The following is a 17,154-nucleotide window of genomic DNA, read 5'->3' on the forward strand; positions in this document are numbered from 1 at the left end:
TGGTCAGTACCAAAACAACAAACAACTGACAACGAACAACTGTACGGGCGAAGCATTTGGAGAACTATTTTTGGCAATGACCGATAATTTATCTTCCAAATGCTTCGCCCCTACTGACAACTGACAACTGACAACTAACAACTGACAACTGACAACTGACAAATATGATTTCCCAAGCACCGACAATTTTTTCTTTGCAAGCGCCCAAGGATGTTTCTCTCAGCGAAATTGAGGTGGAACTCACTAAAGTTTGGCAAAGTTACGGTATTCAGGGGGACGACGGTGGTTTACCTGCCGCTACCCGCGCTACAACATTTACTTTGGTGGTTTACGAACCTGAAGAAACCCAGTATTTGTTAACTGCAACAGGCTTTTATAAGGGTCCGGTTGATGGTATTCTCGGACCACAAACTAAAACAGCATTGCAGGAATTACAAAAAAAGCATCATCTTCCAGAAACTGGTAGTGCGACAGCAGAAACTCTCACTGCTTTACGGGCTGAATATTTCCAAAAGCAGCACACCGGACCGAATGGAGATAGTCATGGTGCAGCAAAAGGCTATACTTTCAGTCCTACCAGTCCCACGATTGCTGACGAAATTGCCATTCGCAACCCTTGCCGGATCATTGCTTTATGTCCCATTGCTGGGGATGATGAAGGGGTAAAGGCACAAGTTTCTGCCTATTGCCCAATTCAAAAGCAATCTTCTAGCACTCTTGTCTGTTGTGAATATATTACTCTCACTGGTACTGCTGCGGCTTTAGAACGGATTGGGGGCATGATTCCCGCTTTGTTAATTGGTGGTTTGCCTAAGTTCCTCTGGTGGAAAACTACACCAGATGCTGCCAACCTTTTGTTTAAGCGATTAGCGGCAGTTTGTAATAATGTCATTGTTGATTCTTGCAACTTTAATACACCAGAAGATGATTTACTCAGCTTGCAGAAGTTAGTAGAATCTGGTATACCTTTGGCTGATTTGAATTGGCGGCGGTTGTCAGCATGGCAGGAGTTAACAGCACAAGCTTATGATGCGCCTAATCGTCGCGCTGCTCTTAGAGAAATTGATCGTGTCAATATTGATTATGAAAAAGGCAATGCTGCTCAAGCCTTATTGTATTTGGGTTGGTTAGCTAATCGCTTAGAATGGCAGCCAGTTTCCTATAAACAGGAAAACGGTGATTATGATATCACCTCGATTCAGTTCCTGTCTCAAGACCAAAAACACATAGAAGCTGAGTTAGCAGGTGTTCCCATTGCTGATATGGGGGAAATTATCGGTGATTTAATTGGTTTGCGTTTGAGTTCTACTAATATTCAAGCTAATTGCGGAACTGTGATTTGTTCGGAAACTGGCGGTTGTATGCGAATGGAAACTCATGGAGGCGCTCAGTCGTCTGGGTTGTTCCAACAAGTAACTTCTCTTTCTGAACAAAAAGCCGAAGCGTTGTTAAGTCAACAAGTACAACGCTGGGGACGTGAGGCTTTATTTGAAGACAGTTTAACTGCAATTGGCAACACTATTAAGTTAGGCAAGTAGTTAATGGGTAATGGGTTAGTTGTCAGTTGTCAGTTGTCAGTTGTCAGTGGAAAATATTTTCCCCATGCCCTCTGCTTCTGCCCTCTGCTTCTGCCCTGTTCCCTGTTTTAAATATTAAAACCCACATTCCGCACCCCAAAATGTTACAGAGGGAAATTACGGAGATGAAAATCAAAGGGAGCATCAAAACAAACAGATAAAGTGAAAAAAGGCATTTGAGAAACAGTAAATCACCAAAAATGTCATCAAAATCTATTCTCAATAAGAAGCAATAAGAATGCACACCACCTGGAGAGGTCAATAGATCCCACATTCCGCACCCCAAACTGTCACAGATCAAAAAAGCCCTTAAAGTAGTACATAATAACTAAAGTCAATTCAAAAATTAAGATGCTTAATGAGAATAAGTAGCATTAAAAGGGACGTGGTGTGATAAAGTGAAACTTGGTAACAAAAGAAAAAAATGAATTGATAACCAAATAAGAAATAATTGATGACAACAGAAGTATTAGAGGAAACTGTTGTGAAATTAAAACCTCAAGAAATAGAAATTGAGAACATAGACCATCTAGGGATAGTAGCAGGAATCATAGATTCAATCGGAATAGTAGAAATAATAAATGAATTAATAGGAGTCGAAAAAGACGAAAAAGTAAATGCAGGTCAAGCCCACATTCCGCACCCCAAAATGTTACAGAGGGAAATTACGGAGATGAAAATCAAAGGGAGCATCAAAACAAACAGATAAAGTGAAAAAAGGCATTTGAGAAACAGTAAATCACCAAAAATGTCATCAAAATCTATTCTCAATAAGAAGCAATAAGAATGCACACCACCTGGAGAGGTCAATAGATAAGCGAAAGAAGATATTCAAGAAACAATTATAAGTTAGACTAATCAATTAAAGTAAAAAACGAAATTATAGACATAGTAAAATGGAGCTATAAATCAAAGAGATTAGCTCATCTTTACAAGAGAAATTAAATTGATAGAGATGATAATTAGCTGACTAATTGATAGTAACGTAAACAATCATCTGGTAAAAGACTCAAGATAAAATCTCTGTCCTTATTCCAATTAGAAATATGTTTCTCCTGATTGAGTGTAACCAAATGAATACACTGAAAGCATTGAAAAATCCAGCGTAAAGTAGGACGATTAGTTGCTTTGCCTAATTGATTTTTAATTGTTGATTTAGACTCCAAAAGAGCATTTCTAATATGACGTTGAGCCAAAGTATAAACCAGTAGACATAAACCCATAATCATTCCCAAAGACTCTATTCTCTCAGGACTTTTGAGGAAAATACTGTCGGCAAAAAATAATGGGTCTTTGAGAAAACCAAACCCCCTCTCACATGACTGCTGGGCTTTATATTCACTTAGCATAGAATCATTGCTTAGTTCCTGTGAATCTAAAACATTTGTCGCAATAATAAAACGTCCCGCACTCAGCAATTCTGTATTAATTTTACTTTCATCCTGGGAGACTGTAGCTGATATTTGATAGGATATTTCTCCTGAAGTATCTTTTTTATTAGATTTTACTTGAGTCACCGTACTTTCGTGAATTTGATGATATTTGAATTGTTTTGATAATTTTGATAATGCCTTGATAGCATCTGCAACACATGCAAATCTCTCTTGTGATAACTTTTTCAAATCTTGCACAGCTTTTGATTCTGCTTTGGTAATTTTTTGTGTGAGCTTATGCAGGTCTGATTCTTTTCTTTCTTGACTTTGCACTACTAACCATCTTTGTTCTATCCCTGCATAATTTTGGATTTTTGATGCTAATTTATATCCTGGTATTGTACTATCAATAAATTCTGATTCTGCTAATGTTGATATTAATGTTTTTGCTGCTTTTATGCTTAATGGTACTCGACATAACCAACGTAATTCTGACATCATTTTCAGGTTTGATTCTGTATATAAAGCAGCGTCAGCAACCATGAGACTATTAACTTCTAATTGTTTTTGATATTCTACTGCTATTTGACCAAAACATGATGAATCTGCTTGATTTCCCGATGCTAGTTTTAAAAATATTGGGATGTCTCCATCTCCTGAACATATCATTTCTATGATGAATTGTTTTAAATCTGGTCTATGGTCACGGGAATAACCGTAGGTGATGGTTATTTCTTTTGGTGATTTTACTGCTAATTCTTCTAATTCTTGGTTATTTCCTACTTTTTGACTCTCAAATATTACGAATGGTAAGCTAGTGTTATACTGCCCATGCACGTGCATTGATGATGAGTCTAGATGTGATGTTGATAGTGATACTCCAAATTTTTGAGCAGCTTTTAAGGCTATGATAAAAAAGATTGTATCTAAGCCTTTTATAAACAGTTTATCCATGACTCTCCCCAATTTATCGTCGTTAAGATATTCTGGTTTTACTCCTGTTCCTATTAGATGCTCACAGGCGATTGTTTCAAAATATTGGGGAAACATATATAACGGTTTGGAGACAAATCCTAACCCGTTTATTATCATGGCTTTTACCACTTGACCTGCATTTACTTTTTCGTCTTTTTCGACTCCTATTAATTCATTTATTATTTCTACTATTCCGATTGAATCTATGATTCCTGCTACTATCCCTAGATGGTCTATGTTCTCAATTTCTATTTCTTGAGGTTTTAATTTCACAACAGTTTCCTCTAATACTTCTGTTGTCATCAATTATTTCTTATTTGGTTATCAATTCATTTTTTTCTTTTGTTACCAAGTTTCACTTTATCACACCACGTCCCTTTTAATGCTACTTATTCTCATTAAGCATCTTAATTTTTGAATTGACTTTAGTTATTATGTACTACTTTAAGGGCTTTTTTGATCTGTGACAGTTTGGGGTGCGGAATGTGGGGTAAAATAGCAGTAGAATATCACAAACAATTAGAAGTTAATAGTCTCATAGTAGCTGACTGCGCCTTATATACAGAATCAAACCTGAAAATGATGTCAGATTTACAGTGGTTATGTCGAGTACCATTAAGCATAAAAACAGCAAAATCATTAATATCAACAATACCAGAATCAGAATTGATTGATAGTGCAATACCAGGATATAAATTAGCATCAAAAACCGAAAATTATGCCGGAATAGAACAGAGATGGAGAGAAGAGAATCAGACTTGCGTAAACTCACACACAAAGTTATCAAAGCAGAATCAAAAGCTGTGCAAGATTTGAAAAAATTATCACAAGAGAGATTTGCATGTGTTGCAGATGCTATCAAGGCATTATCAAAATTATCAAAACAATTCAAATATCACCAAATTAACGTAAGTATTGTTACTCAAATCGAATCTAATAAAAAAGATACTTCAGGAGAAATATCCTATCAAATATCAGCTACAGTCTCCCAGGATGAAAGTAAAATTAATACAGAATTGCTGAGTGCGGGACGTTTTATTATTGCGACAAATGTTTTAGATTCACAGGAACTAAGCAATGATTCTATGCTAAGTGAATATAAAGCCCAGCAGTCATGTGAGAGGGGGTTTGGTTTTCTCAAAGACCCATTATTTTTTGCCGACAGTATTTTCCTCAAAAGTCCTGAGAGAATAGAGTCTTTGGGAATGATTATGGGTTTATGTCTACTGGTTTATACTTTGGCTCAACGTCATATTAGAAATGCTCTTTTGGAGTCTAAATCAACAATTAAAAATCAATTAGGCAAAGCAACTAATCGTCCTACTTTACGCTGGATTTTTCAATGCTTTCAGTGTATTCATTTGGTTACACTCAATCAGGAGAAACATATTTCTAATTGGAATAAGGACAGAGATTTTATCTTGAGTCTTTTACCAGATGATTGTTTACGTTACTATCAATTAGTCAGCTAATTATCATCTCTATCAATTTAATTTCTCTTGTAAAGATGAGCTAATCTCTTTGATTTATAGCTCCATTTTACTATGTCTATAATTTCGTTTTTTACTTTAATTGATTAGTCTAACTTATAATTGTTTCTTGAATATCTTCTTTCACTTATCTATTGACCTCTCCAGGTGGTGTGCATTCTTATTGCTTCTTATTGAGAATAGATTTTGATGACATTTTTGGTGATTTACTGTTTCTCAAATGCCTTTTTTCACTTTATCTGTTTGTTTTGATGCTCCCTTTGATTTTCATCTCCGTAATTTCCCTCTGTAACATTTTGGGGTGCGGAATGTGGGATCGAATTAACAATTAACAATTAACAATTAGGAGTTTTGAATATGGAATGGCAAAGAACAAAACAAGCGGCTGAATCTCTGAGTTTAATTTCTTGTGACCAACTAAGAAAATTTGTTCGTGAAGGATTTTTCAAAGAAGGTATAAGTAAGTCGGCGCAAAGAAACCAAACTATGTAAAGATAAGTAAATACGGAAAATAAATCTAGTGAGGTGATTAAAATATGGGTGCTCGTTTAAGGGTATTTTTAACTCGTGAGCAAGATAAAACCCTGTTGAACCTAAGAACAAGGGATTTGCCGCAAAAAGTCAAAGATAAAGCCGAGGTAATTAGGTTAAATTCACATGGTTGGTATGTAGAAAAAATAGCTGCTCATTTTGACTGGACTCCTCAAACAATCAGAGAAATCTTACATAAATGGGAAAAACAGGGTATAGAAGGACTTTGGGAACTACCTGGTCGAGGGTGTAAACCAAAGTATGGTGAAGAAGACATAGTATTTTTGGAAGAATGCCTAAAAAAAGAACCACGAACATATAACAGTGTTCAATTAGCTCAAAAATTAGAAAGCGAACGCCAAATTCAATTGAGTCCCGACAGATTAAGACGGGTACTCAAAAAAAGGGGGTCATTTGGAAACGAGCTAGAAAGAGTCACAAAGGAAAACAAGACCCCAAAAACAGAGAAATTAAGCAAGCAGACTTAGAGATGTTGACACTATCTGCGGCGGCTGGAGAAATAGACTTGAAATATTTGGATGAATCAGGGTTCTGTATGTGGAGCGAACCAAGTTATACATATTATCAGCGAGGTGAGCAAAAACATTTAGAACAAACAAAGCGTCGTGGACGGAGATTAAGCATTATTGGGCTGATTCAACATGAGGTTAGCTTTGTTTACGGTTTAGTTATTGGTGGTGTTAATCGCAAATCTTATATCCAAATGATGGAACAAGAAGCGCAAGAAGCCGAAAAAAACGGACGAATAAGAGTGATAGTGCAGGATAACGGTCCAATACACCGATGTAAGGAAGTGCAACAGTTATGGTCAAAATGGGAGAGTCAGAACTTATATATCTTCTTTCTGCCCAAATATTGCTCGGAAATGAATCCAATTGAATTGGAATGGCAGCATCTCAAAAAAGATGAACTATCGGGACAAATGTTTGAGGACGAGTTAGACCTTGCTTATGCCGTAATGAATGGGGTTAAAGCCAGGGGAGAAAAAGGACAATACAGTACAGAACGTATTAAATTTAACGAACATACTTCTTCTTAACTTTTCGTTACATAGTTATAAACTTTTCCGCCGACCTACTTAGACTATCGAGATATTAGATTAAACGGGCGGGTCAAACCGAATTATCAATTTCATATCGAAAACTGTAAGAAAAAACTTGGTTTGAGTCCCAGTAAAAGAGTTGCTCACAAAAAAGTTCCTGGCAAAAAAGTGGTTTAGTCTGGTGTTTTAATACTTTCCTCAAACACCCGTCGTTTTTCAGATTCTCCAATCCATCTTTGATAAGTTTTTAGATACACTCCCGGTTCGTGACCCGCCCAACTAGCAGCGAACTGCTTGCAGCAGCGCTTCGCTATCGCCACCGGGATTTTGTATTCTGTGGATAATCTAATGCAGTAGGCGTGGCGCAAACAGTAAGCAGTGAAAGGGATGTTTGCGCGAGAAAATGCTTTAGTTACTCGCTGTCCATATTCTTTGAGCGTGGGTGCGGTGCATGGTAATTCTTGCTGTCGCCACAGTTCCCAGTTCTTTGCCCAATCCAGATGGTAGGGGTAAACCTCCCTGTAACCAGTTTTCCCCCGTAGGACTTTTAGCAGGTATGGATGTTCTGGGGAGATTTCACAGAAAAATACTTCGTGCGGTCTTAGCCCGTAGGTTGCCAAAATGCCATAAGCCCATTGCCAATGATTTTTTAAAAGTTCTCTATTGGCTTCTATTTCTTTCCTACTGGGGATATAGCGGGGTGTTGTCTCCCCTATCCCATAACTACCGATGTAGGGTTTAAGGTCTATGGGCTGTCCTGCAAATTTTGCCAGTGCTATTAACTTTTCGCACACCAGTTTTCTCTTTCTGGTATTAGCCGGTACTTGAGCCACGGCTGCTAACATTGCCTCTGGCGTAAGTTCATCTCCTAGTAGTCGCCAAGCTGGTAGGTAGTCTGATTTCCATGTGGTTTCCGTAGTGGGGCTTTTACCCCTACGACTGTAATAATCTACCTCAAATTTTTGTATCCAATTTTTGGCACTGCTGATCGGTGCCGATTGTAACCCCTGATCAAGATATTCTGACCATTCAAATCTTCCTTGTGCCAGTAGCCCCCCTACTTTTTTGGCTTCTGCTTCTGCAAATTGCAAACCAGCAGGGTTGGCATAACAGCCTAAAGCTAAATATTGTTGGTGAGGCTTGCCTGTTCCTGATTTGGGCGGGAATGTGGCGCGGAGGGAAAGTTTGTCGCCACGTTGGCAAACTGCAACCCCTATCTTACCCGCTTTTAGCCTTGCGTTGACTTCCTCGATAGTCCATTTGCTATCCATTTTGAACTAATTTTGAACTAAGTAGGTCGGCGTTAAAAAATCAATCTATGTAACGAAATATAAATTAACGAATACCTTATAAATAGGGTGTTTCACGGTTTTTACAAAACTAAACATATATCGATTTTATTGGGCCGACTTACTTAATTTAAATTTACGTTCCTATATATTCCAGCATATTCCAGCATATCTAAATATAGATTCCATAAAATAGAATTCATGGGTAGAAACGACAAAACCCCTGATTTCTCAAGGGTTTCGTTAGGGCCAGCAGTTGGATTTGAACCTACGACCTTCCGATTACAAGTCGGATGCACTACCACTGTGCTATGCTGGCGATTTTGGTAAGAAGGTTTTTGATTGCCTCACCGATTTCATATTATAACATGAGGACATGATTTGTCTAGGGGGTAAGCAAAATATTTTTCTGATTGCCAAAAATCGGCAAAACTAGCCGCTAGGTTGTAGATTGATGCAAAAATATTTGGTACAGTGCAATTGGAGTATTCCTGGTGACACGGTTATACAAAGGCGCAGAAACATTTGTTCTTTATAGATAATCAAGCATGGCAGCATTAATAGGCAGAGATTTATTAAGTCTAGCGGATCTGAGTTCTGGGGAACTGCAAGAACTTCTGGAATTGGCTACTCAACTAAAGTCGGAAAAACTCAAGTTGCATTGTAATAAAGTTTTGGGTTTGTTGTTCTCCAAAGCTTCAACACGCACTAGAGTGAGTTTTACAGTCGCAATGTATCAACTGGGGGGACAGGTAATTGATCTTCATCCTCATGTCACTCAGGTAAGTCGAGGAGAACCTATCCAGGATACTGCTAGGGTGTTAGATCGTTATTTGGATGTTTTAGCCATTCGCACCTTTGCTCAACAGGAGTTGGAAACTTTTGCGAAGTATGCGAAAATTCCTGTAATTAATGCCCTCACAGATTTAGAACACCCTTGTCAAATATTGGCTGATTTACTCACCATTCAAGAAAAATTTGGAACTTTGGCAGGTTTAACTTTAACCTATGTCGGTGATGGTAATAATGTCGCTAATTCCCTGATGTTGGGTTGTGCTTTGGTGGGAATGAATATCAGAATAGCTTTTCCGTCAGGATACTCCCCAGATGCAGAAATTGTGGAAAAATCTCGAGAAATAGCCAATAAAAAAACTGAAGTTCTCTTAACCCATGATCCCGAAGCAGCAGCTAAAGGTGCATCTGTACTTTACACTGATGTTTGGGCAAGTATGGGACAAGAAACACAGGCAAATAACCGGTTCCCTGTTTTTCAACCTTATCAAATTTCTGAACAATTATTAAGTCTTGCAGATCCAGAAGCAATTGTTTTACACTGCTTACCAGCCCACCGTGGTGAAGAAATTACTGAAGAAGTAATTGAAGGTTCACAATCACGGGTTTGGGACCAGGCAGAAAATCGTCTCCACGCTCAAAAAGCTTTACTTGCAAGTATTCTTGGGGCAAAATAACAATATTGGTAATTGGTAATGGGTAATTGGTAATTGGTAATGGGTAATTGGTTAAATTTTTATCTGTTCCCTGTTCCCTATTAGTTACCAATTACCATAAATATTTAATAAAAGCTTGTTAAGGGAAGATTTTTGTAGTACCAATGTTCTATGGGCATTTATTATTTACTTCCCGATAAAATTATGGAACGTCTCACAGATCCTCAAAAAGAACTATACGAATGGTTGGTTGAATATATCAGGTTGAATCAACATTCTCCCTCGATTCGCCAAATGATGGAAGGGATGAATTTGAAATCTCCAGCACCCATTCAAAGTCGGTTGGAACATTTACGCAATAAGGGTTACATTGGCTGGAATTTAGGTAGGGCGAGAACTTTGCGGATACTTCATCCTGTTAAACAAGGTGTACCAATTTTAGGAACTATTGCCGCAGGTGGTTTGATTGAACCGTTCACAGATGCCGTCGAACATTTGGATTTGGCTAATTTATCATTACCACCTCAAAGCTATGCTTTAAGAGTCGCTGGGGATAGTATGATTGAAGATTTGATTGCAGATGGTGATGTGGTATTTTTGCGTCCTGTTGCTGAACCTAACCAGTTGAAAAATGGGACTATCGTGGCTGCGAGAGTGGAAGGACACGGTACAACTTTAAAACGTTTTTACCGCCATGATGATCTTGTTACTCTCAAACCTGCAAATCCTAATTACAATCCCATAGAAGTATCGGCTATGCAAGTAGAAGTGCAAGGTTCTTTGGTGGGTATTTGGCGTAATTATAACTAAAGGATGTCAGTTGTCAGTTGTCGGTAGGGGCGAAGCATTTGGAAGATAAATTATCGATCATTGCCAAAAATAGTTCTCCAAATGCTTCGCCCGTACGGTTGTCGGTTGTCGGTAGGGGCGAAGCATTTGGAAGATAAATTATCGATCATTGCCAAAAATAGTTCTCCAAATGCTTCGCCCGTACGGTTGTCAGTTGTCGGTAGGGGCGAAGCATTTGGAAGATAAATTATCGATCATTGCCAAAAATAGTTCTCCAAATGCTTCGCCCGTACGGTTGTCAGTTGTCGGTTGTTAGTTGCAAATAAAAAACAAGTAACTACTGATTCTTACCAATTACCAATTTATGTACCTAACGCGAAATGCAGTACCGAAATTGCCTACTTTTAAACTCAAGTTACCTTATGCGGGGGAGAAAAAGGGCAATTATCAAATCAAGAAATCATTACCGGGATGTCCAAAAATGCCTTTATCTCTGCAATTGCGGGGATATCAACGCCAAGCTGTGACTAGCTGGTTTGCTAATCATGGTAGGGGGACATTAAAAATGGCTACTGGTAGTGGTAAGACTATTACTGCATTAGCGATCGCTTGCGAATTGTACCAGCAAATTGGTTTACAAGTCTTGTTGGTGGTGTGTCCCTATCGTCATCTTGTTACCCAGTGGGGCAGAGAATGTGAGAAATTTAACTTACAGCCGATTTTAGCCTTTGATAATTTACGCAGTTGGCAAAGTCAACTTTCTACACAAATCTATAATCTGTGTTCTGGTTCTCAAGATTTCGTGACGATAATTACCACTAACTCGACTTTAATTGGTGATGGTTTTCAGACGCAACTTAAATATTTTCCGCCGAAAACGTTGATTATTGGTGATGAAGCGCATAATTTAGGCGCACCGAAACTAGAGGAAAGTTTACCCCGAAATGTGGGTTTACGTCTAGGTTTATCAGCCACACCAGAAAGATATTTTGATGATGATGGTACAGAATCTTTATTAGATTATTTTGGTCATATTCTCCAACCTGAATTTAGTTTACAGGATGCGATTTCTCAAGGTGCATTAGTTCATTATATCTATAATCCGGTATTGGTAGAATTGACAGAAACGGAGAGTATCGCTTATTTAAAATTAACCAAAAAAATTGGGCGCTCTCTCCTTTATCGAGATCGAGATATGGGGGAAATGGGAGATTTTGAAGACAACGAAGATATCAAATCATTGTTAATGCAAAGGGCGCGGTTAGTTGGCACTGCGGAAAATAAATTAACAGCCTTACAAGAGTTAATGGCAACTCGTCGAGAAACTACCCATACATTGTTTTATTGTAGTGATGGTTCTCAAGAAATTGGACAACGTTATTCTCTGCGTCAACTCAAAGCTGTTGCTCAAATTTTGGGAGGAGAATTAGGCTATAAAGTCAGTACCTACACAGCAAATACTTCTTTGCAAGAAAGAGAAATTTTACGTCGTCAATTTGAAAGTGGAGAATTACAGGGTTTAGTCGCAATTCGGTGTTTAGATGAAGGTGTGGATATTCCCGCTATTCAAACCGCAGTAATTTTATCAAGTTCGGGAAATCCCCGGCAATTTATCCAACGTCGGGGACGGGTTTTGCGTCCTCACCCTGGGAAGGAACGGGCAACAATTTTTGATATGATTGTTTTACCGCCAGATTTAGATAGAGAAACTATTGAAGTAGAACGGAATTTATTAAAGAAGGAATTAAAGAGGTTTGTGGAATTTGCTGATTTAGCGGATAATGCTGGGGAAGCAAGAATGAAGTTATTAGCATTGCAAAAAAGATATGGGTTATTAGATATTTAACAAAGTTAAAAAACTCCCCAAAAAAAACCTCAACAATTCGCAATATTTAGTGGAAGCTTGAGGTAAGTGAGGTTAAAATTACAAGCAATGTCTAAATCTGAAGTAGAACTATGAAGACGGCTGAAAAACTGGCTGCTGGTTGGTTACTCACACTCGGATTCATGTTTTTGGCGATATCAGTATCAGAAATAATAGATAAATCGGCGCAGTCAGGAGTAACAGTATATCCTGTGGAGGGAGAACAGGTATTTTCACCTCCCAATGCGGCTCAGGAGAGTAAAGATACTATCGTGGGAGGGATAATTTTTGGTGTTCCTAGTGCGATATTGGGGAGTTGGTTAGCATTAGGATTGTATAAACAAAGTCAACAAGAGAAAAAAGCCTTAAAGCAGCAAAACAGTGAACAATTACAAGCGCAGTTTTATCAAATGTTACTAGAAAATCAAGGACGAGTAACTTTGTTAAGTTTTGCTATGCAGTCTCAATTACCAGCAGCGGAAGCTAAACAATATTTAGATAAGAAAGCTAAAGAATTCAATGCGAATTTTCAAGTCACCGAAGAAGGGGCTTTATCATATCATTTTGATGTTTAATAGGTCAGATGACACAATTTTTCTTAACTATAGCCGCCATTTTTGGCGGTTTGTCTGTTGCTGGTGGTGCTTTTGGCGCTCATGCTTTGCGGGAAAAAATTAGCGAGCGCTCTTTAGAAATATTTGACACTGGCGCTCGTTATCAAATGTACCACGCTCTGGCACTTTTGTTAGTCGCCATGCTCATGAGTCGTTTAGAAAATCCCCCAACGACGCTTTTAGTGAGTGGTTGGTTATTTATTATTGGTGTGGTGATTTTTTCCGGTAGCTTATATGCTATCAGTTTAACAGGTATCAAGTCTTTAGGGGCAGTTGCCCCATTGGGAGGATTGGCATTAATGCTGGGTTGGGCTGCTTTAGCTGTAGCTGGTGCAACCATCAAGTTTTAATCAGTAGCAAATGGGAAATGGAGTCTAAATTATCACTTAAAATTCCCCGTTTCCTCTGACCTATTACCTTTTCTCTCTTATCTATTGGAAAATAGTATCATCAGTTGGTGACATCAAGTAGGTAGAATATTACCACAGTCTTATGAAATAGGTGTAGCCAGCACGTGAAGATATTTATATATCACACTCCCGAATTGACCCCAAATGATACAGTTCCAGAATGTGCGATCGCTGTTGATGTTCTGCGAGCAACTAGTACAATGGCCACAGTATTAGCCGCTGGAGGTGAAGCTGTACAGGTTTTCAGCGATTTAGATCAACTGATGACAGTGAGTGAACAATGGCCTTCAGACAAGCGACTTAGGGCTGGAGAAAGGGGTGGTGCTAAAGTAGCTGGTTTTGAGTTGGGTAACTCACCCTTAGATTGCACAGCCGAATTAGTTGCTGGAAAAAGGTTATTTATTAGTACCACCAATGGGACAAGGGCTTTACAGCGGATACAAAACGCCCCCATTGTTCTCGCAGCAGCTTTGATTAATCGGGCAGCAGTAGTTAAATTTCTTTTAGAAAAGCAACCGAAAACAGTCTGGATTGTTGGTTCTGGCTGGGAAGGAAGTTATTCTTTAGAGGATACAGTATGTGCGGGGGCGATCGCTCATAGTATTTGGCAACAAACTAATTGTCCCCTAGAAGAAATTAGTGGTAATGATGAAGTGGTTAGTGCGATCGCTCTTTATTCCCAATGGCAAAATGACCTATTAGGATTATTACACAAAGCTAGTCATGGTCAACGATTATTACGCTTAGAATGTTTAGAAGACCTGAAATATTGTTCCCAAACTGATACTTTAGATATTTTAGCGATTCAAACAGAACTAGGAGTATTAAAAAGTCAAAATAACTAATAGGAGTCAGGAGTCAGGAGTCAGGAGTCAGGAGTCAGGAGTCAGGAGTCAGGAGTCAGGAGAAAGAAGAAAGAAGAAAGAAGAAAGAAGAAAGAAAGAAAGAAAGAAAGAAGAAAGAAAGAAAATTTCTTCACCTCTCTCTTCTCTGTTAGATCAAACATAATAATCTGGAATATTTCATCCTGTTAATCCTTAAATCCTGGACATCCTGATTCAGACAATTAATCCTGAAATCCTGGACATCCTGATTCAGACAATTAATATTACTGAATACTCGACAAAGGTACACCTAACCACCCGGCAAAATTCTCCATTTCTGTGAAAGAAGGATTTTCGACAACTTTAAGTTGATACTTACTAGGAATTGATGCAGCTAGAGTCACGGAATAAGTCCGCAATTCATCTTGATGAAAAACAGTAACTTGAATAGAATCATTTTCCTGATAATCCTTCAAGCGTTCATTTAATTGATTTCCCACCCTAATCCCATCAATCGCTAACAATTCATCCCCAGCATCAATTCCCGCAAATTGTGCCGGTGAACCCGCTTCCACAAACTTAATTATCTCCCGTCCATTTTCAGTATTTATCCTCACACCCAAATAAGGTTCTTCATTCTTTTCCTCGACTAATTGCAAACCAAAAGGTTGTAAATATTGATTAAAAGGTAAATCTTCCAAACCATGAAGATAGCGTTTAAAGAAATCTCTTAAATCCATACCCGCTACAGACTCAATCACACCCTCTAATTGTTCGGGAGTATAACCAACTTCGTCCTTTCCAAACTTCTCCCACATTTGCCGCATTACATCATCTAAAGAAAGCTGATTCCCGTGATGAACGCGAATTAATAAATCTAATAAAAGTGACACCATTTCCCCTTTGATATAATAGGAGATTTGAGAATTACCACTATTAGCATCTGGACGATAAAGTTTAATCCAAGCATCAAAACTTGACTCCGACAAAGGTTGAACTTTTCGTCCTGGAGTCATCAAATATCTGGTAATTTCCTTACTCAAATAGTTTAAATATGCCTTGGTTTTATAAATACCTGCCCGTAAAGGAATGATTAAATCATAATAACTGGTTGTTCCCTCGCAAAACCACAAAGATGGTGTATAATTTTCCTGATCATAATCAAACACTTCTAACCCCAAAGGACGAATTCTTTTAACATTCCATAAATGAAAGAATTCATGGGCCACCAATTGCAAAAATGGCTCATATTTATCCACAGTCCGAAATCCAAACTTTTGATAAATTAAAGAACAAGAATTTTTATGTTCTAAACCACCAAAACCCTGCTGAAGAAAATGCAGAAAAAATACATATCTGTCATAAGGTAAACCACCAAACATTTGTGATTCTACCTCAATAATTTTTTGGCAATCAGCAATCATTTGTTCTGGTTGAAAATTTCCTTTTCCCCAAACTGCTAATTCATGGGGTTTACCCAAGACTTCAAAATTATATAATTGATGACAACCAACTTCAAAAGGACTATCAACTAAAGTATCAAAATCTGCCGCTAAAAAAGTATTTACTGTTTCTGCGAATGTTGGTAAACTAGTAGTTACTTGCCATTGATCCTTAGCAGGAATTACCCTTATCTGCATGGGGAAATTTTCCCAACCAGGGATTCTAAAAAACAAAGCTGCCCCATTAAAGTAACCGTGAGTAGCATCTAAATGATTTGTTCTTACTGTTAATTCATTAGCAAATACACGGTAATGAATAGTTACTTCTGAAGTATTGCCTTTTTCTACTTGCCAATGATTTTTACTAACTTTATGCCAAGATAAGGGTTGATTATTCGCAAAAGCCGCAAAATCCTGTAAATGTCTGCCATATTCCCGCACCAAATATGAACCAGGAGTCCACACTGGCATTTTTAAATCGAGAACTGCTGACGGATAGTTAACAATGTGTAAAGTCACCTCAAATAAATGGGTTTCTGGTTGAGACATTCCCACCAAGTAATGAATTTGTGGAGAGAGTTCTAAAATCATTTTGTGTGTTGAGTTTTGATTTACTTATCCATAATCAACAGTCTATCGTTAATCGTCAAGTATAGGCATATAAAATTAATGATATGATGTGTTTATGATGATTTTATGTAAACCAAGATTATTGACTGATTTGTAAACCTACAATACTCTTAGAGTGGAGGTCTTTGCTGATTGTATCTAATCACAAAAGGATATTTTTTGTATAAGTTGTTAAAACAGTACCATCTTTTATGCAAGATTTGGAAAAAAAACAAGCCAAGGAGTTATTAATTATGACAGTACCTTATGACGAACTGGTTTTTCAATCACCATATTTAGCTGTAGTAAAAGCAAAACAACTGCTAGAGGAGGGGAAAATGAAAGAAGTTGATGATATTTTAGAGAGTTTAGCCGAGTCTATGGGGCGATCAGAAAAAAGAGCAGTAATTAGTCAATTAACTCGATTGATACTGCATATAATTAAGTGGAAATGTCAACCGGAAAAACGTAGTGCTAGTTGGGTAATTTCTATTCGTTCAGCTAGGGCAGAAATTACTGCCAGTCAAGAAGAAATGCCAAGTCTCAATCGAGATTTTTTGGAATCAATTTGGAACAAGTGTTTTCTGACTGCAAAACAGGATGCTAGAGATGAAATGGGCAAGAAACCAGATATTATTGCTTTAAGTTGGGATGAGGTTTTTAACGAAACTTATACACTTTGGGAGGATTAGAAAATTTCTATTTGGGAAAAAATCAGGTTATTTATCTTGATTTTTGGCTGTTCCCTCCTTCCCAATCATTACACTTCATTGCGAAATTAGGCAGTTAAGTAAAAAAAATGATAACTTCTGATCTAGTCTAGTAAAGCAATTACACCAAATTTATCAAGGAGAAC

19 protein-coding genes, 1 tRNA gene and 1 pseudogene are annotated in these 17,154 nt (G+C 37.9%); 16 read left to right on the forward strand and 5 right to left on the reverse strand.

Annotated elements, in window-relative coordinates; genetic code table 11:
- Positions 1 to 3: 3 nt before the first annotated feature.
- Positions 4 to 162, reverse strand: a complete 159-nt coding sequence (locus BMF77_RS26595; RefSeq protein ID WP_168204351.1) for a hypothetical protein — start codon at positions 160 to 162, stop codon at positions 4 to 6.
- Positions 163 to 164: 2 nt separating this feature from the next.
- Between BMF77_RS26595 and opcA the strand changes: the two genes are divergently transcribed.
- Together opcA and BMF77_RS08210 are read left to right on the forward strand one after the other, a co-directional pair.
- Positions 165 to 1,538 (forward strand): glucose-6-phosphate dehydrogenase assembly protein OpcA, encoded by a 1,374-nt coding sequence (gene opcA / locus BMF77_RS08200; RefSeq protein WP_148762020.1) that lies wholly within the window; start codon positions 165 to 167, stop codon positions 1,536 to 1,538.
- Between the two features lie 493 nt (positions 1,539 to 2,031).
- A pseudogene (locus BMF77_RS08210) lies at positions 2,032 to 2,205 on the forward strand (DUF4277 domain-containing protein); the annotation flags it as partial.
- Between the two features lie 334 nt (positions 2,206 to 2,539).
- Here the strand turns inward: BMF77_RS08210 and BMF77_RS08220 are convergent.
- A complete protein-coding gene (locus tag BMF77_RS08220; protein WP_148762023.1) occupies positions 2,540 to 4,228 on the reverse strand; it encodes an IS1634 family transposase in 1,689 nt (562 codons plus the stop codon).
- A gap of 180 nt (positions 4,229 to 4,408) precedes the next feature.
- On the opposite strand from BMF77_RS08220, the gene BMF77_RS27765 reads away from it, so the two are divergent.
- The 5 genes from BMF77_RS27765 to BMF77_RS27780 all read left to right on the forward strand — a co-directional run bounded on the left by BMF77_RS27765 (position 4,409) and on the right by BMF77_RS27780 (position 7,006).
- Positions 4,409 to 4,741 (forward strand): hypothetical protein, encoded by a 333-nt coding sequence (locus BMF77_RS27765; RefSeq protein ID WP_246863091.1) that lies wholly within the window; start codon positions 4,409 to 4,411, stop codon positions 4,739 to 4,741.
- Entirely contained in the window at positions 4,684 to 5,397 is a 714-nt protein-coding gene (locus tag BMF77_RS08225; protein ID WP_246863092.1) for an IS1634 family transposase, read from the forward strand. The genes BMF77_RS27765 and BMF77_RS08225 overlap by 58 nt, the downstream gene beginning before the upstream one ends.
- A gap of 375 nt (positions 5,398 to 5,772) precedes the next feature.
- Positions 5,773 to 5,907, forward strand: a complete 135-nt coding sequence (locus BMF77_RS28590; RefSeq protein ID WP_256370340.1) for a hypothetical protein — start codon at positions 5,773 to 5,775, stop codon at positions 5,905 to 5,907.
- A gap of 44 nt (positions 5,908 to 5,951) precedes the next feature.
- Positions 5,952 to 6,434 (forward strand): helix-turn-helix domain-containing protein, encoded by a 483-nt coding sequence (locus BMF77_RS27775; RefSeq protein WP_246862970.1) that lies wholly within the window; start codon positions 5,952 to 5,954, stop codon positions 6,432 to 6,434.
- Positions 6,329 to 7,006, forward strand: a complete 678-nt coding sequence (locus BMF77_RS27780) for an IS630 family transposase (protein WP_246863152.1) — start codon at positions 6,329 to 6,331, stop codon at positions 7,004 to 7,006. Before BMF77_RS27775 ends, BMF77_RS27780 begins: the two co-directional genes overlap by 106 nt.
- Positions 7,007 to 7,182: 176 nt before the next feature.
- Here BMF77_RS27780 and BMF77_RS08240 read toward each other — a convergent pair whose 3' ends face one another.
- Together BMF77_RS08240 and BMF77_RS08245 are read right to left on the reverse strand one after the other, a co-directional pair.
- A complete protein-coding gene (locus BMF77_RS08240; protein WP_148762025.1) occupies positions 7,183 to 8,280 on the reverse strand; it encodes an integrase in 1,098 nt (365 codons plus the stop codon).
- Between the two features lie 265 nt (positions 8,281 to 8,545).
- A tRNA-Thr gene (locus tag BMF77_RS08245) sits at positions 8,546 to 8,617 on the reverse strand.
- A gap of 229 nt (positions 8,618 to 8,846) precedes the next feature.
- Here BMF77_RS08245 and argF point away from each other — a divergent pair.
- The 8 genes from argF (at position 8,847) to BMF77_RS08280 (ending at position 14,268) form a co-directional block, all read left to right on the forward strand.
- Positions 8,847 to 9,767 carry an ornithine carbamoyltransferase gene (gene argF / locus BMF77_RS08250; RefSeq protein WP_015080838.1) on the forward strand — a complete coding sequence of 307 codons (921 nt, stop codon included), beginning with the start codon at positions 8,847 to 8,849 and terminating at the stop codon, positions 9,765 to 9,767.
- 183 nt (positions 9,768 to 9,950) lie between these two features.
- Positions 9,951 to 10,556 (forward strand): transcriptional repressor LexA, encoded by a 606-nt coding sequence (lexA, locus tag BMF77_RS08255; protein WP_015080837.1) that lies wholly within the window; start codon positions 9,951 to 9,953, stop codon positions 10,554 to 10,556.
- Positions 10,557 to 10,637: 81 nt separating this feature from the next.
- Positions 10,638 to 10,781, forward strand: coding sequence for a hypothetical protein (locus BMF77_RS27785; protein ID WP_246863093.1), 144 nt, complete (start codon positions 10,638 to 10,640; stop codon positions 10,779 to 10,781).
- On the forward strand, positions 10,726 to 10,851 hold the full coding sequence (locus BMF77_RS28595; RefSeq protein WP_256370341.1) for a hypothetical protein: 126 nt from the start codon (positions 10,726 to 10,728) through the stop codon (positions 10,849 to 10,851). Before BMF77_RS27785 ends, BMF77_RS28595 begins: the two co-directional genes overlap by 56 nt.
- A 48-nt stretch (positions 10,852 to 10,899) precedes the next feature.
- A complete protein-coding gene (locus BMF77_RS08265; protein ID WP_148762027.1) occupies positions 10,900 to 12,381 on the forward strand; it encodes a DNA phosphorothioation system restriction enzyme in 1,482 nt (493 codons plus the stop codon).
- Between the two features lie 110 nt (positions 12,382 to 12,491).
- On the forward strand, positions 12,492 to 12,974 hold the full coding sequence (locus BMF77_RS08270; RefSeq protein ID WP_148762029.1) for a hypothetical protein: 483 nt from the start codon (positions 12,492 to 12,494) through the stop codon (positions 12,972 to 12,974).
- 8 nt (positions 12,975 to 12,982) lie between these two features.
- Positions 12,983 to 13,363, forward strand: a complete 381-nt coding sequence (locus tag BMF77_RS08275) for a DUF423 domain-containing protein (protein ID WP_148762031.1) — start codon at positions 12,983 to 12,985, stop codon at positions 13,361 to 13,363.
- Between the two features lie 164 nt (positions 13,364 to 13,527).
- Entirely contained in the window at positions 13,528 to 14,268 is a 741-nt protein-coding gene (locus tag BMF77_RS08280; RefSeq protein ID WP_148762033.1) for a 2-phosphosulfolactate phosphatase family protein, read from the forward strand.
- 263 nt (positions 14,269 to 14,531) lie between these two features.
- On the opposite strand, the gene BMF77_RS08285 is transcribed toward BMF77_RS08280, so the two are convergent.
- Complete coding sequence (locus BMF77_RS08285; RefSeq protein WP_148762035.1) at positions 14,532 to 16,280, reverse strand: M61 family metallopeptidase; 1,749 nt, start codon at positions 16,278 to 16,280, stop codon at positions 14,532 to 14,534.
- Between the two features lie 272 nt (positions 16,281 to 16,552).
- Between BMF77_RS08285 and BMF77_RS08290 the strand changes: the two genes are divergently transcribed.
- A complete protein-coding gene (locus BMF77_RS08290) occupies positions 16,553 to 16,990 on the forward strand; it encodes a DUF29 domain-containing protein (protein WP_148762037.1) in 438 nt (145 codons plus the stop codon).
- Positions 16,991 to 17,154: the final 164 nt, after the last annotated feature.

Origin of the sequence: Dolichospermum sp. UHCC 0315A, from assembly GCF_008121535.1 — a bacterium.
Taxonomy (GTDB): Bacteria; Cyanobacteriota; Cyanobacteriia; order Cyanobacteriales; family Nostocaceae; genus Dolichospermum; species Dolichospermum lemmermannii.

Coding starts and splice junctions, on each gene's coding strand:
- opcA (WP_148762020.1), top strand. CDS start 165: ATGATTTCCCAAGCACCGACAATTTTTTCTTTGCAAGCGCCCAAGGAT.
- BMF77_RS08220 (WP_148762023.1), bottom strand. CDS start 4,228: ATGACAACAGAAGTATTAGAGGAAACTGTTGTGAAATTAAAACCTCAA.
- BMF77_RS27765 (WP_246863091.1), top strand. CDS start 4,409: ATGTGGGGTAAAATAGCAGTAGAATATCACAAACAATTAGAAGTTAAT.
- BMF77_RS28590 (WP_256370340.1), top strand. CDS start 5,773: ATGGAATGGCAAAGAACAAAACAAGCGGCTGAATCTCTGAGTTTAATT.
- BMF77_RS27775 (WP_246862970.1), top strand. CDS start 5,952: ATGGGTGCTCGTTTAAGGGTATTTTTAACTCGTGAGCAAGATAAAACC.
- BMF77_RS08240 (WP_148762025.1), bottom strand. CDS start 8,280: ATGGATAGCAAATGGACTATCGAGGAAGTCAACGCAAGGCTAAAAGCG.
- argF (WP_015080838.1), top strand. CDS start 8,847: ATGGCAGCATTAATAGGCAGAGATTTATTAAGTCTAGCGGATCTGAGT.
- lexA (WP_015080837.1), top strand. CDS start 9,951: ATGGAACGTCTCACAGATCCTCAAAAAGAACTATACGAATGGTTGGTT.
- BMF77_RS27785 (WP_246863093.1), top strand. CDS start 10,638: ATGCTTCGCCCGTACGGTTGTCGGTTGTCGGTAGGGGCGAAGCATTTG.
- BMF77_RS28595 (WP_256370341.1), top strand. CDS start 10,726: ATGCTTCGCCCGTACGGTTGTCAGTTGTCGGTAGGGGCGAAGCATTTG.
- BMF77_RS08265 (WP_148762027.1), top strand. CDS start 10,900: ATGTACCTAACGCGAAATGCAGTACCGAAATTGCCTACTTTTAAACTC.
- BMF77_RS08270 (WP_148762029.1), top strand. CDS start 12,492: ATGAAGACGGCTGAAAAACTGGCTGCTGGTTGGTTACTCACACTCGGA.
- BMF77_RS08275 (WP_148762031.1), top strand. CDS start 12,983: ATGACACAATTTTTCTTAACTATAGCCGCCATTTTTGGCGGTTTGTCT.
- BMF77_RS08285 (WP_148762035.1), bottom strand. CDS start 16,280: ATGATTTTAGAACTCTCTCCACAAATTCATTACTTGGTGGGAATGTCT.
- BMF77_RS08290 (WP_148762037.1), top strand. CDS start 16,553: ATGACAGTACCTTATGACGAACTGGTTTTTCAATCACCATATTTAGCT.